This window comes from Anaerostipes sp. MSJ-23 (assembly GCF_018918155.1).
Taxonomy (GTDB): Bacteria; Bacillota; Clostridia; order Lachnospirales; family Lachnospiraceae; genus Anaerostipes.
On record NZ_JAHLPY010000001.1, the window covers coordinates 232,083 to 247,387 of the forward strand.

The window sequence follows — 15,305 nt, forward strand, 5'->3', positions numbered from 1 at the left end:
TCAACCTCCTATTATACTGATCACACGGTCTTTTTGCTTGATCAAATCTTTGTCTTTATATATTTTCCATAACAGACGCAAAATCTTATAACGCCTGATTCTTCCCGCTATAAGGATATGCCCTTCGAAAGCCTTTCCTGTAAAATCAGGATTAATATCAAGATGATCCCCGTAAAGAGGAATTCCCATAGCAAGCCATCCAAGAATTTTCCCTGTTTGGGCAGGATCCTCCAGTCCAAAAGTAATTTCTCCTTCTAATTTCTGAGGTATCAAATACCGCAATACATTAAAAGCATAACTTTTTACTCTAAAAAAAGCCGCACATATTTTTTCATCTTCTGGCAAGCCTTTGATTGTTCCAATCTTGACGACTATTTTTTTCAATTTTTCAAATAAATTTTTTGCTTTTTTATAAAGATTTTGAAAGAAAACACGAATTTTTTCTATTGGATTCTCTTTTTGCTCTTCCTTTTTTTCAGAAACCTCTCTTTGATCCTCCTGTTCCAAAGGCTCATCCCATGTAAGTTCTAAAACATCCTGTGTATTTTTTTCTTCTTCTGAAGAAACGGCCACCATCGGTTCTTTTTCTTTTTTCTTTTCCATAGGTGGTTCTTTCTTCTCTGAAATCGTTGTCTTTTTTTTCTTTTTTACTACAACATCTTTTTTTTGTCTTCCAAAAACAGACCATTTTTCTGGATTGTTGTGATAAATTGGAATACCGAGTATTCGAATCCAAAAAGAGAGATCTTCTTCGTAAGAAATTCTTGCCCAAATAAAAAACCATCGAACTCTTCCTTGAAATGTTGGCTTTTTTTCATAATAAGAGCCTTCTGCCCGATAAGAAATTGGCAGAATCAAAAACAAAAGAAGAAGAAGGATCGGAATTAAAATGACAATTCCAATGATTTTCAATATGAAACATAAGACACTTAATACGATACTCATAAATCTTCTCCACAAAAATAAGTTGCTACTTTATTTATCATATCACATTCTGACAAATCATCCAATATCCGTCTTAATAAAACAAAAGCATCTTCTTGACTGGCAGCAATCCCAACAATCGTAAAATCTTCTGACTCATAAAAATCAGAAAGCAACTGTGCATACTCATAGATCTCCAAAAACGCTGACTTCCATAAAGGAAGTGTGATGCAATAGATTTTAGGAATGCTTTTTTTATTCTTTATCTTTTGTAATATTCGTTCCTGTATCGGTTTTAAAATTTCTGTTATGTATACATTTTTCGCTATTTTCATTGATTTTCACCTGTTAAAAAAAATGGGGATGTATTTGCTACATCCCCATTTTATCATATAATCTTGTCGATTATTCACCAATTTTAACAACTTTCAGCATGTTTGTAACGCCTTTTCCACGGTGATCTGCAGGACCTCCTCCTGTCAGTACCAATACGTCATCTTTCTCTGCAAGTTTTGCATCCATTACGATCTCTGTTGCTTCATCCAGAAGTTCCTGTGTTGATTTTGCTTTATGAGACAGGAATGGACGAACACCCCAGTATAACTGCATTTTACGAACAATTGCTTCATCTGGTGATAAACCAATGATCTGTGCATCTGGTTTGAATTTTGATACGATTCTTGCTGTAAATCCGGACATGCTGGATGCAAGAATACATTTTGCATTAATGTTATGTGCAGTCTGTACTGCTGAGTAAGCAACTGCTGCAGAAATTCCACGGTGTACATAGATAGAACGGAAGTCTCTTACTTTAGAATCCAGATGGATTTCTGTAGAAATAGCGATCTGGTTCATCATACGAACAGCTTCTACTGGATATTTTCCTTTTGCTGTTTCACCAGATAACATAATTGCATCTGTTCCGTCATAAATTGCGTTTGCAACGTCTGTTACTTCAGCTCTTGTAGGACGTGGGTTACGGATCATAGAATCTAACATCTGTGTTGCTGTAACAACTGGTTTGAAAGCATTGTTACATTTCTTAATGATTGCTTTCTGCATAAATGGTACTTCTTCTGCAGGAATTTCAACACCAAGGTCACCACGTGCAACCATGATACCATCAGAAGCATCGATGATCGCATCAATGTTTTCTACACCTTCTACGTTTTCAATCTTAGAAATAACACCAACATGCATATTATGTGCTCCGATGATTTCTTTGATTTCTTTTACAGCGTCTGCATTACGGATGAAAGATGCTGCGATATAATCAATTCCATTTTCCAGACCAAATTCAATATCATTTTTATCTTTTTCTGTAATTGATGGAAGATTTACTCTTACGTTCGGTACGTTAACACCTTTACGGCTTCCAAGCATTCCTCCATTAACAATGTTACATACGATATCTGTTCCGTCTTTAATTTCTTTTACTTCAAGACCAATCAGACCATCATCGATTAAGATTGTGTTTCCTGCTTCAACGTCCTGAGGAAGTTCATCGTATGTAATGCTTACGATTTTATCTGTTCCTTTTACGTCTCTTGTTGTCAGAGTAAATTCTTCTCCTGTTTTTAATTCAACGTCATCATCTGTTTCCAGTAATCCTGTACGAATTTCTGGTCCTTTTGTATCCAGAAGAATAGCAATTGGTAATCCAAGCTCTTCTCTGAATTTTTTGATTCTTTTGATTCTTCCTAACTGTTCCTCGTGGTCACCATGAGAGAAGTTCAGACGTGCAATGTCCATACCTTCTATCATCAGCTGTTTTAATACAGCATCATCATCCGTTGCCGGACCCATAGTACAAATAATTTTTGTCTTCTTCGTTAGCATAATAATCTCCTTTTACCTCATATATATATCAATGTTAATGACTCACTTTTTCACATGCTTATGGGTAAACAAATGATCTTGACAATATTCATAATCCCCATTGCATTTTGAACAATATCGAAATTCAAGTGTTGGATCGTCTAATTCTGTACGATGACAAACTGCACATTCATGCATAGCCCCGTCTTTCTTTTTTGCAAAAGAAGACGATCCCTTCACCATTTTTTTCTTTGCCGCAGCTTTTCTTGCAAAAGAAGCACCTCTGTTGCGAATCCGCCTCATAGAAAAGAAAAATAGAAGAAAATTCAACATTGCCGCTATAACTGATACTTTTACCGAAATACCATATGCTGTAATTCCTGACGATAAGAAAATATACAAAAGATAAATCCCATCTAGATAAGCAAGCCATTTCACACGGATCGGAACAATCATGTAAAGATATACTTGCATGTCTGGAAACATCATGGCATACGCTAAAAACATCGTCATATTTAGATAAAATGTGTCCATATATACTGCAGAAGCCGCAATATCCCCTTGAGAAAAATGCAGCACTGCATATGTAAGGAACGCTCCAAGGATTGTTCCTAACACTCCAATGAAATAATACATATTAAACCGGAAGCTTCCCCACACTTGTTCCAGCGAAGAACCGATTGAATAATAAAATAATAACACAAAAATAATAAAAATTAAATTACTGCTTGGTGCAATCAAAAGAAAGGTAATAATTCTCCATACCTGTCCATGAAGAACCCAATAAGGGTTCAGTGCCAGCATTTCGTACATATTCGGATTGAGTCTTTCAAGAACAAATCCGATTGCATATAGCAATACGATAATCTTCGGCAAATTCGGTATGGCATATTTTCCAAACTTTTCTTCCAGTTTATTTAACCACATATCAAACCTTTCCTAAAACATTTTCTTTTTTCCTAATACAATACCACCAATCACAGTTAAGATTGCAGAAGCAACAATCAAAACCGCAAAACCATAAGGCTTGTCTGCCATAGGTACCGGGACATTCATGCCCCAGAAACTTGCGATCATTGTTGGAATTGACATAACAATTGTAATCACTGCCAAAACTTTCATGACAATATTCAGATTATTAGAAATAACCGATGCATAGGCATCCATTGTTCCGCTTAAAATATTGCTATAAATATCTGACATCTCAATTGCCTGTTTGTTCTCGATAATAACATCATCCAACAATTCCTCATCTTCTGGATATTGTTTAATTTTTTCAATTTTTAAAAGCTTTTCCAAAACCAGCTCATTTCCACGAAGGGATGTGGAAAAATAAACCAAACTCTTTTCTAACTCTAAAAGTTCAATCAATTCTTGATTTTTTGTAGAAATATGAAGTTTTTTCTCTACTTCATCACTTTTTTTATCAATCGAACGCAGATATTGAAGATAAAGGGATGCATTCCGATAAAGAATCTGAAGAATAAATCTTGTCCGTTTAAATGTCCAGAAATTTCTCACTTTTCCATCTCGGAAATCCATCAGAACCGGTGTTTCTACAAGACATACCGTAATAATCACCTGATTTGTTAAAATAATACCACATGGGATTGTTACAAAATATTCTTTTTCTTTTCGCTCTTCCGTCACAGGAATATCCACGATGATCAATGTATAATCATCTTCCACCTCAATACGGGAACGTTCTTCCTCATCCAGAGGAGCCTTAAGATGATCAAGGTCAATCTTATGTTCTCTGGAAATCTGCACCAGTTCAGAAGCTGTCGGATGAATTAACGATATCCAAGAACCTTCTATTGTTTCACTGACTTCGTTAATTTGATTATCCATGGTGCGGTAATACTTAATCATCCCGGTTCTCCCTTCCTTAAAATTTTTTCTGCGCGCTTTCTTCCATTATAAATAACTCAATTTGCTTTGTCAATTAACAGTACTGTACCAACTGGTAGGGTCAATTTCCTAATTTTTTTGTTAGTTTTTGCTAAATTTTCTACTGTTGTTTTGTTAGTTTTTGCTATCTCAACAATGGTATCCCCTTCTTTTACCACATATGGAACAACTGCTCCTGAGATAACGGGTGTATATCCTGGAATACATAATTCATCACCAACTTGAAGATCATATACATTTACAAATGGATTATGTCTCATAATATCTTTGACACGGATCCCATAATTTACTGCAATCTGATACAATGTATCCCTCTCTTTTACCACATAGACACTGCCTCTGCAACTATTTTGATCTGTCATTTTTCTTTCCTTTGCTTTTTTTATAGACTATGCCATCACATCATTTTGTTTCCATTATTTTCACCAAAAAAAATAATAATATTCCCTATTTACAAAACCCAACGATTTTATATATAATAAGTAGTAATGCAAAAATGCAAATTTAGAAAGTAGGTATACGAAAAGATGAAACGATTAGGAATTGATATCGGTTCAACAACCGTTAAAGTTGCTGTGATCGATGAACAACATAATATACTTTTCTCCGACTACCAGCGACATTTTGCAAAAATTCAGGAAACTTTAGCTTCCTTATTACGAAAAGCAAAAGACCAGATAGGAGAAACAACCTTTGCTCCGACCGTAACAGGTTCCGGTGGTCTTTCTATATCATCATATTTAGAAATACCTTTCTGTCAGGAAGTTGTGTGTGTATCCACAGCATTGCAGGATTACGCTCCACATACTGACGTTGCCATCGAACTTGGCGGGGAAGATGCAAAAATCATTTACTTTACACATGGTATTGATCAAAGAATGAACGGTGTATGTGCAGGTGGAACCGGTTCCTTTATTGATCAAATGGCTTCTCTGCTGCAAACAGATGCCGCAGGACTGAATGAATATGCAAAAGATTATGACACAATCTATCCGATTGCTGCCAGATGTGGTGTATTCGCAAAATCAGATATTCAACCATTGATTAATGAAGGGGCAACAAAACCAAATCTTGCCGCTTCTATTTTTCAGGCTGTTGTTAACCAGACCATCAGCGGTCTTGCCTGCGGAAAACCAATCCGTGGAAATGTAGCCTTCCTTGGAGGTCCTCTTCATTTCCTTACAGAGCTAAAAAATGCCTTTATCCGTACATTAAATTTAAAAGATGATGAAATTATCGCACCAACACATTCTCATCTGTTTGCAGCCGTTGGTGCTGCTTTAAACGCAAAAGAAGATGTCACTACTGATTTTTCTCATCTTTTAAAACAATTTGAACGAAAAATCCAGCTCAAGCAGGAAGTAGAACGTCTGGAACCACTGTTTTCAAGCCAGCAGGAATATGAACGTTTTGTTAAAGATCATAACCGCCATATCGTAAAACGTGGTGATTTATCTACATACAAAGGAAACTGTTATCTTGGTATCGATGCCGGTTCAACAACAACAAAAGTTGCTCTTGCAGGAGAAAACGGTGAACTTTTATACAGTTATTATAATAACAACAATGGAAGCCCTCTTCATGCAGTTGTAGAAGCACTTCACCAAATTGATGAACAAATGCCTGAAACTGCAACCATTGTTTCTTCTTGCTCAACCGGCTATGGAGAACATTTGATCAAAGCTGCCTTAAACCTTGATTTTGGAGAAGTGGAAACGATTGCTCATTATTATGCGGCTGCTTTCTTTGATCCTGAAGTTGATTGTATCCTTGATATTGGCGGACAGGATATGAAATGCATCCGTATTAAAAACGGAGTTGTTGATGACGTGCAGTTAAATGAAGCTTGTTCTTCTGGATGTGGTTCCTTTATTGAAACCTTTGCAAAATCCTTAAATCACTCCGTACAAGATTTTGCCAAAGTTGCTTTAACTGCAGAACATCCAATTGATCTTGGGTCCCGTTGTACGGTATTTATGAACTCTAAAGTAAAACAGGCACAAAAAGAAGGCGCAAGCGTTGGTGATATTTCCGCCGGACTTGCTTACTCCGTTATTAAAAATGCTCTTTACAAAGTAATTAAACTTACCGATCCTTCCGATCTTGGAAAACATATCGTTGTACAAGGCGGTACTTTTTATAATGATGCCGTTTTACGAAGCTTTGAACGTATTTCTGGCTGTCATGCAGTCCGTCCAGATATTGCCGGTATCATGGGCGCATTCGGATCTGCACTAATTGCTAGAGAGCGCTATGAAAAAGGTATGAAAACTTCTATGCTTCCAATGGAAGAAATCTTTGCTATGAGCGTCGATACTTCCATGACAAGATGTAAAGGTTGTACAAATCACTGCCTCTTAACAATCAATAAATTTTCTAACGGACGCCGTTATATTACCGGTAACCGCTGCGAACGAGGAGTTGGAAAAGAGCCAAATGCTGATCATGTGCCAAACCTTTATGATTTTAAACTTCATCGTACCTTTGACTACGAACCGCTTTCCGAAGAAAAAGCAACTCGTGGTGTGATTGGTATTCCAAGAGTTTTAAATATTTATGAAAATTATCCATTTTGGTATACATTCTTCACAGACCTTGGATTCCGTGTCGTAATCTCTCCGGAATCTTCCCGCAAGATTTATGAACTTGGTATTGAATCCATCCCAAGTGAATCCGAATGTTACCCAGCAAAATTAGCCCATGGACATGTTATGTGGTTAATTAAGCGTGGAATCAAAGATATTTTCTATCCTTGCATTCCTTATGAACGTGATGAAACAGAAGGGGCAAATAATCACTATAATTGTCCGATTGTTACTTCCTATGCAGAAAATATTAAAAACAACATGGAAGAATTAGAAACCGAACACATTAACTTTATGAATCCATTCCTTGCACTGGATAATGAGGAAGCTTTAAAATCACGTCTTCTGGAAGAATTAAATGTTCATTATGACTTAAATGCTGAAGAAGTCAATCGTGCCGTTACAAAAGCTTATAAAGAACTTGCACAGGTTCGTGATGACATTCGCAAAAAAGGAGAAGACGTACTTGCTTACCTCGCAGAAACTGGCCGCACCGGAATTGTTTTATGCGGACGTCCATATCATATTGATCCTGAAATCAATCATGGTATTCCAGAACTGATTAACTCTTACGGAATTGCCGTTTTGACTGAAGACTCCATTTCACATCTGTCTAAGGTCGAACGTCCATTAAATGTACAAGACCAGTGGATGTATCACTCCAGATTGTATGCTGCTGCAAACTATGCAAAAGCAAACAAACAGTTAGAAGTGATCCAGCTAAATTCCTTCGGATGCGGACTGGACGCCGTAACAACCGATACCGTTAAGGATATCCTAACAAAATCCGGACGCATCTATACGGTATTAAAAATTGATGAGGTTAATAACCTAGGTGCTGCAAGAATTCGTATTCGTTCCTTAATTAGTGCCGTCCGTGTTCGTAAAAAACATAAGATTGAACCAAAACCAGTATCACCGGCAATTAAGCGTGTAGAATTCACAAAAGAAATGCGTAAAGACTATACACTTCTGGTACCACAGATGTCTCCAATTCATTTTGAATTTCTGGAGCCTGCCTTAAAAGCCTGTGGATATAATGTAAAAGTTTTACAACAAGGCGGCATGGATGATGTCAATACAGGATTAAAATTTGTAAACAATGATGCATGTTATCCTTCTTTGATTGTCATTGGACAGCTGATGAATGCATTGCTTTCTGGAAAATATGATACGCGCAAAATCGCACTTGTTATTTCTCAGACCGGTGGTGGATGCCGTGCAACCAACTATATTAGTTTTATCCGCCGTGCTCTTGAAAAAGCAGGTTATGGATATATTCCTGTTGTCGGATTAAGCGCCCAGGGAATTGAAAAAAATAGTGGATTTACATTTACACCAGGTTTGTTAAATCGTGCCGTACAGGCGATTATCTACGGTGATGTCTTTATGAGAACGGTTTACCATACAAGACCTTATGAGGCAAAACCAGGATCTGTAAATAAATTACATAGACGCTGGGCTGCCAAGTGTAAACGCGATATTGTAAAAGGTAATTTCTTTACTTTCCAAAAAAATATTCGCGGAATTATTCATGATTTTGACCGGATTCCACTAAAGAATATCAAAAAACCTCGCGTTGGAATTGTTGGGGAAATCCTTGTAAAATTCCTTCCGGATGCTAATAACCATTTAGTAGAACTTCTGGAACGCGAAGGTGCTGAAGCTGTTGTCCCTGATTTACTTGATTTCTTTATGTACAGCTTCTATAATAGCAACTTTAAATACCGCTATCTCGGAAAATCAAAGAAATCAGCAATGGTCAGCAACTCTGCAATTTGGCTTGTTGAACGCTACCGCCAGACTTTACGAAAAGAATTAGCCAAAAGTCATCGTTTTGAACCACCTGCCTATATCAAAGATTTGGCTTCCTACGCAAAGCCTTTTGTATCGATCGGAAATCAAACAGGAGAAGGATGGTTCCTGACTGGTGAAATGGTAGAATTGATCCACAGCGGTGCTCCAAATATCGTATGTACACAGCCATTTGCCTGTCTTCCAAACCATGTTGTTGGAAAAGGTGTTATTAAAGAAATCCGTCAGGCATTCCCTGAAGCAAATATCGTAGCCATCGATTATGATCCTGGAGCCAGCGAAGTCAATCAGATCAATCGAATCAAACTCATGCTTTCTGCAGCAGAGAAAAATATGGAATAACTGCAAATTGCAATTCATTTTCTTTCAACATGAAATAAAAAAATTCAGCCATCTGGTTTTGAGTCTTTCTCATACCATTGGCTGAATTTTTCTTTTTTAATTTTCTTTTAAAATTTCTTCCAGAATTGCTGCTGCATCTTCGATACATCCTGGACAGGCTCTTAAGACTTTCCCTGTCTCAACACCTTTTAGATCTTTACAAATCGTTGCTTTATTTTTTTCCTGAAATCTTTCCACCAATTCTGCGGCTAACTTGTAAGTCGCTCCTTTGGATGTTGGTTTTTCAAGATTCGCTGCACTCTTTAATGCTCCGATCACAGCAACCGCTCCGGTAATAGCTCCACAAGTTCCTTCCATACATCCCATGCCAAGCCCATGTCCCTCCATCATTCGAAACATGATTTCTTCACTGATTCCACATTCTTCGCAAAATGCACATGCCACTGCCTGTGCACAGTTATAGCCTTTTTGATGGTTTTCTTCTGCTTTTTGTGTTTTGATACTCATTTTATTTTCCCTTCCACTTTCGTATCATCCATTCTCTTATCGTCTAACACTAATCCCTCTCTGATCCAGATATTCCTTCAGATCAGAAATCTTCAACTCATTAAAGTGAAACAGTGATGCTGCTAGTGCGGCATCTGCTTTTCCTTCGGTTAGAGTATCATAAAAGTGTTCTTTTGTTCCTGCTCCTCCGGATGCGATCACTGGAATGTCCACATTTTCTGCGATGGTTCTTGTCAGTTCATTGTCATATCCAGCTTTTGTTCCGTCGCAGTCCATACTTGTTAGGAGAATTTCTCCGGCGCCACGACGATTGGCTTCCATTGCCCATTCCACAGCATCTAGCCCAACATCGATTCTTCCACCATTTTTATATACATTCCATCCAGAACCATCGGCTCTTTTTTTTGCATCGATTGCGACAACGACACATTGACTTCCAAATTTGTCGGCTGCATCATTGATGAGATTTGGGGTATTGATTGCTGAGGAGTTAATAGAGATTTTATCGGCTCCTTCTCGTAGGATGGCTTTGAAATCATCAACGGTACGGATTCCTCCACCAACAGTAAATGGGATAAAAACCGTTTCTGCTACTTTTCTTACCATATCGATCATAATATTTCTTGCGTCAGAAGATGCAGTAATATCTAAAAAAACAAGTTCATCGGCTCCTGCCTTATCATAGGCTGCTGCGATTGCAACAGGATCTCCTGCATCAATTAAGTTTACGAAATTTACTCCTTTTACGACACGTCCAGCTTTTACATCTAGACATGGAATGATTCTTTTTGTGTGCATGCCAGTCCTCCTATAACGAAACAAAATTTTTCAATATGTGTAATCCTACCGTGCTGCTTTTTTCCGGATGGAATTGACAGGCAAAGATATTTCCTTTTTCTACGGAAGCGTGTATGGTTACTCCGTATTGTGTGGTTGCTGCTACAATGTCTTCGTCATCCGCTTTCAAATAATAAGAATGTACGAAATATACATATGGATCTTGCTCAAGTCCTTGAAATAATTTCGCTCCTTCTTTTATTTTAATATTGTTCCAGCCCATATGTGGAATTTTTAAATCACCTTGTTTTGGAATTCTTAAAATTTTTCCTGGCAGCAGGCCAAGTCCCTTGACCCCAGGTGCCTCATCGCTGCTTTCAAACATTAACTGAAGTCCCAGACAAATTCCAAGGAATGGAATTTCTCTTTTCACAACTTCCTGTATTGTTTCCACAAGTCCATACTGGTGAAGCTTTTCCATTGCATCTCCAAAGGCCCCAACTCCTGGCAAAATAACTTTATCACTTTTTAAAATTTCATCTCTGTCTCTTGTGATAATAGCTTCTTCTCCAAGAAAATTCAGCGCTTTTTCTACACTTTTGATATTTCCTGCATCGTAATCGATAATTGCAATCACTTTTTCTATCCTCCTGTCCTATCTTTCGTTGCCAAGAAACTCTTTGCTGTCCATGGCGATGGCTTCTCCTTTTCCTTTCAGCTCTTTTCCCATTTGATAAAGAGATTTATGTACCCTTACAAATGTTGCCTTTTCATTATAAAATGCCATTTTTTCAAACGGCCAACGGAACAGACTTGGAGTTTCAAATCCTTCTCCTAATTCTAATATAAAAAGCTTCTTATTTAAAGTCTTTTGTAACCATTTTGTATAATTTGCCCATGAATTTAAATAGGCGCCTTCAACATAAACACTCTTTGTCTCTTCGGTTCGAACATTAAAAATTAAAGGTTGTCCACATTTTGGACATTCCAAGGAATCAATGATTCCTGTTTCTTCATAATATTTGATTAGATCGGCAAGTCCCAAATTTGCTGGATAGAGCTGTTCATCGCATGGCTTACTGCATTGAAAGAAATCTCCATTTCCACACGGTGCTGTGATTTTTGCTTTATCCAACTTTGAATGATAAATAAGACCATCATCATTGCTTGTGATTACAAAGTAATTTTTACCTTCCAAGACTTCTTCTAATGGCTGAAAATAATCAACTCCTCCGAGTTTTAAAAGGTAATCTCTCTCATATACTGTTCTCATCCATTGGGATTTTTCATCATCTTTTCCAAGCAATTTTTGATAATTTGGATTCGTAATTTCCTTTTCAAACTGGATCAGTTTTTTCGCATGGAGTTCCTTTCCGATACCAACAAGTACTAGGTCCGCATCTTTGATCTGTTTTTCATAATCTTTTAACATACTTCTACCTTATCCTTTACTTCACATTTTTTATCTAATTCTACCTCAAAATAGAATTCCACGCCACCCTCAACATTCGAAACTCCATAATCTTTTCCATGAGCTTTCATTGTGGCTTCTACGATCGACAAACCAACTCCACTTCCACCATATTCTCTCGTCCTTGCTTTATCTACCTTATAAAATTTGACCCAAAGTTTATCCAGATCTTCTTCTGGTATATGTTTTCCTGTATTGTAAACATTAACTCTTAAGTTATCTCCATGACGGTTGTAATGAACACGAATCACACCATTTTTACTAACATGATTTCTAGCATTGCTTAAGTAATTGCTGACAACTTCCTCTATCATAAATTCATCTGCCCATACATGAACATCATCCTCAGAAAATTCTACGCGAACCCCTTCCTTTTCCATTAAAATGCGGTTCGAATTGATCATGTTTTGGATGAGTTCTGTAATATTAAATCGTTCCATTTCCACCTGATTATTTCCAAATTCGATTTGATTTAGCGTTAGAAGCTTTTGAACCATACGATTCATTTTTCTTGCCTCGTCCGTAATAACCTCACAGTAAAAATTTTTACTTTCTTCATCATCAAAAATATTATCTTTCAATCCTTCCGCATATCCCTGAATAAGAGCAATCGGAGTTTTTAATTCATGAGATACATGGGATAAAAATTCTTTTCGCATTTCATCGATCTGAACTTTTTGTTGGATATCCTGCTGCAATTCGTTGTTTGCCGTTTTTAACTCTGAAATTGTCAATTCCAATTTTCTAGATAACTCATTCAGACTTCGCCCAAGCCTTCCGAGTTCATCGTCTTCAATATTTTCAATTTTCACATCAAAATCAAGATTTGACATTCGATTCGCTGCATTTGCCATCTCTTCGATTGGTCTGGTAAAACGTCTGCTGAAAATATACATAGCAACGCCACCGCCAAGTACAAGAAAAATACCAACATAAGCCGTAAATCTTCCTGACAATCTTGCACTCGTCTGGATACTTTCCATCGGTGTACTGATCAAAACAACATATTGTTGATCCAGTGTTCCAAGAAGGTTAATACTTGTTCCCATCTCTTTGCTACTGTTTGTAATGACACCGTATCCTTTCTCTTTGATCTGACTCTCTATTTGATCGGCTTTTTTTAAAATGTTTTCCATTCCTTTATACAGACTGCTTTTTTCTCCTTCTGAGAAATAAACAATATTACTGGATGGATTCATAATCAAAATGCGATAATTATATCGATTTCGCACTTTATCGATATCCTTTGTATCAATCGTGTCTGCCTTAAAAATTACTTTCAGCTTCTGGTAAGCTTCTTTAATATTTTTTTTCTCTTTCATTGTATAATATGGCTTTAACATTACAAGATTGATCCCAACAGAACAAAGAATCGTTGCCCCTAAGATGATGATTAACATCATCGTCATCTTCATTTGTATTGTTTGTTTTTTAAACACTCGACTTTTCAATGTTATTCAACCTCAAATTTATATCCCATACCCCAGATCGTATGAATATATTTTCCTTTTTTCCCAAGTTTACTTCTTAATTTCTTTACATGTGTATCAATGGTACGAGCATCTCCAAAATAATCATAATTCCATACCTGGTTTAAAATGTTTTCTCTTGTCAAAGCTCTTCCCTCATTTTGCATAAAAAACTGAAGCAATTCAAATTCTTTATAGCTTAATTCAATACTCTTTCCATCTACGGACACATGATGAGCTCCAAGATCCATCTCAATTCCTCCAGCTTCAATATTTTCATCTTCTAGCTGATTGGTTCTTCGTAAAATTGCCTCGATCCTTGCAACAAGAATTTTAGGACTAAACGGTTTGGAAATATATTCATCCACACCAAGTTCAAATCCTTGTAATTCGTCCTGTTCCTGATCTTTGGCTGTTAGCATGATAATAGGCACCTTTGATACTTTACGAATCTCTTTTACCACTTCCCAGCCATCCATTTTCGGCATCATAACATCTAACACGAGCAGATCAATTCCCTTTGTTCCAAAAAAGACATCCACTGCCTCTTCACCATCTCCAGCTTCTAAAACCTGATATCCAGCTCTTGTAAGAAAGTCCTTGACAAGCTTACGCATTCTGCTCTCGTCATCAACGACTAATATTTTTAAATCATTCATTGTAAGATTCCTCCTGCAAAAAGTCCATTTTTTATTTTTTTATTATAGCATAGGAATATGATGAAACTGTGAATCTCCATTATATAGAAAAAAAGAAGCACATTTTCACCATAAAAATGTACTTCTTTCTTGATTTTTTCTAATTTTCTGAAATAGATTTAATTTTCTCTAATACAAAAATGATTACAATTCCAATAATAAAAAATACTGGATGGAATGTGTGAATCGTCATAGCAGCTTTCGTATGCTCCAATGTCGTTGGCCCCATAACGATCGCATATAAAGAGCCGATCATCATTCCAATGATAAAATAGATCATTTGTGAACGATGTTTATCCAATGCATTTTTGATTATCTTAATAATCAGTGCGATTCCCGTTAAAACACCACATCCAAAGATAATCATAACTGGCAGATAAGAAAAATTCAAATGAATGACTTCTTTTACTGCAGAAATAACCGGAACATAAAGTCCAAAAATCAAAAGCATTGTAGAACCGGAAATTCCAGGAAGGACCATTGCTGAAATTGCAATCATCGCAACTACAAAAATATAGATAGCCAACGAAATACTTAAGTGTTCTACGCTGACGCTGATTCCTTTTCCAGAAACCGGATTAAAATATGTAATTGCCCCAACAAGCACAATTCCAAGAATCGCCCATGGAATGTTTTGATACTTTCCTTTCAAAGAATCTTTTTCTTCTTTCCATATCGATGGAATTGCAAAAATAATTAATCCAAGAAACACTGAACTGATCTCATAAATTCTGTCATCAAAAATACTTGCCAATACAGATACGGCTGCTCCCATTCCAATGACCCAGCCAATTCCAATTCGCACAAGGAATTTCAGTGCTTCGATTCTTTCTTCTTTTGACCCGGAAATCAAATGATCCAGGGATGTAATAAACTTGTCATAAAATCCTAATAAGAATGCGACAGTTCCACCAGATACTCCAGGAACACTGTCTGCAAGGGCCATACAGAACCCCCTTACAAAATTAAGCATTTTCCTACTCCTATC

The 15,305-nt window shown here is 36.8% G+C and carries 14 protein-coding genes; 1 reads left to right on the forward strand and 13 read right to left on the reverse strand.

Annotation, left to right across the window (positions count from 1 at the left end; genetic code table 11):
- The 6 genes from KQI71_RS01170 to KQI71_RS01195 form a co-directional block, all read right to left on the reverse strand.
- Window positions 1-945, reverse strand: a complete 945-nt coding sequence (locus KQI71_RS01170) for a DUF2953 domain-containing protein (RefSeq protein ID WP_216433248.1) — start codon at window positions 943-945, stop codon at window positions 1-3.
- Complete coding sequence (locus KQI71_RS01175; protein WP_216433251.1) at window positions 942-1,259, reverse strand: hypothetical protein; 318 nt, start codon at window positions 1,257-1,259, stop codon at window positions 942-944. Before KQI71_RS01175 ends, KQI71_RS01170 begins: the two co-directional genes overlap by 4 nt.
- A 70-nt stretch (window positions 1,260-1,329) precedes the next feature.
- Window positions 1,330-2,763 (reverse strand): pyruvate kinase, encoded by a 1,434-nt coding sequence (pyk, locus tag KQI71_RS01180; RefSeq protein WP_216433253.1) that lies wholly within the window; start codon window positions 2,761-2,763, stop codon window positions 1,330-1,332.
- A 42-nt stretch (window positions 2,764-2,805) separates the two neighbouring features.
- A complete protein-coding gene (locus tag KQI71_RS01185; RefSeq protein ID WP_216433255.1) occupies window positions 2,806-3,669 on the reverse strand; it encodes a rhomboid family intramembrane serine protease in 864 nt (287 codons plus the stop codon).
- A gap of 12 nt (window positions 3,670-3,681) precedes the next feature.
- The gene (locus KQI71_RS01190) at window positions 3,682-4,614 is read right to left on the reverse strand and encodes a magnesium transporter CorA family protein (protein ID WP_216433256.1); all 933 of its coding nucleotides are present in this window, start codon (window positions 4,612-4,614) and stop codon (window positions 3,682-3,684) included.
- 56 nt (window positions 4,615-4,670) lie between these two features.
- On the reverse strand, window positions 4,671-5,015 hold the full coding sequence (locus tag KQI71_RS01195; RefSeq protein ID WP_216433259.1) for a LysM peptidoglycan-binding domain-containing protein: 345 nt from the start codon (window positions 5,013-5,015) through the stop codon (window positions 4,671-4,673).
- Between the two features lie 165 nt (window positions 5,016-5,180).
- On the opposite strand from KQI71_RS01195, the gene KQI71_RS01200 reads away from it, so the two are divergent.
- Window positions 5,181-9,395, forward strand: a complete 4,215-nt coding sequence (locus KQI71_RS01200) for a 2-hydroxyacyl-CoA dehydratase (protein WP_216433261.1) — start codon at window positions 5,181-5,183, stop codon at window positions 9,393-9,395.
- Between the two features lie 96 nt (window positions 9,396-9,491).
- On the opposite strand, the gene KQI71_RS01205 is transcribed toward KQI71_RS01200, so the two are convergent.
- The 7 genes from KQI71_RS01205 to KQI71_RS01235 form a co-directional block, all read right to left on the reverse strand.
- Entirely contained in the window at window positions 9,492-9,902 is a 411-nt protein-coding gene (locus tag KQI71_RS01205) for a C-GCAxxG-C-C family protein (RefSeq protein WP_216433263.1), read from the reverse strand.
- A 36-nt stretch (window positions 9,903-9,938) separates the two neighbouring features.
- Window positions 9,939-10,700, reverse strand: a complete 762-nt coding sequence (gene hisF / locus KQI71_RS01210) for an imidazole glycerol phosphate synthase subunit HisF (protein ID WP_216433265.1) — start codon at window positions 10,698-10,700, stop codon at window positions 9,939-9,941.
- Window positions 10,701-10,710: 10 nt separating this feature from the next.
- The gene (gene hisH / locus KQI71_RS01215) at window positions 10,711-11,316 is read right to left on the reverse strand and encodes an imidazole glycerol phosphate synthase subunit HisH (RefSeq protein WP_216433268.1); all 606 of its coding nucleotides are present in this window, start codon (window positions 11,314-11,316) and stop codon (window positions 10,711-10,713) included.
- Between the two features lie 18 nt (window positions 11,317-11,334).
- A complete protein-coding gene (locus tag KQI71_RS01220; RefSeq protein WP_216433270.1) occupies window positions 11,335-12,111 on the reverse strand; it encodes a hypothetical protein in 777 nt (258 codons plus the stop codon).
- A complete protein-coding gene (locus KQI71_RS01225) occupies window positions 12,105-13,553 on the reverse strand; it encodes a sensor histidine kinase (RefSeq protein ID WP_253287868.1) in 1,449 nt (482 codons plus the stop codon). Before KQI71_RS01225 ends, KQI71_RS01220 begins: the two co-directional genes overlap by 7 nt.
- 50 nt (window positions 13,554-13,603) lie before the next feature.
- Window positions 13,604-14,278 (reverse strand): response regulator transcription factor, encoded by a 675-nt coding sequence (locus KQI71_RS01230; protein ID WP_216433271.1) that lies wholly within the window; start codon window positions 14,276-14,278, stop codon window positions 13,604-13,606.
- Between the two features lie 139 nt (window positions 14,279-14,417).
- Complete coding sequence (locus KQI71_RS01235) at window positions 14,418-15,290, reverse strand: DUF368 domain-containing protein (RefSeq protein WP_216433273.1); 873 nt, start codon at window positions 15,288-15,290, stop codon at window positions 14,418-14,420.
- Window positions 15,291-15,305: the final 15 nt, after the last annotated feature.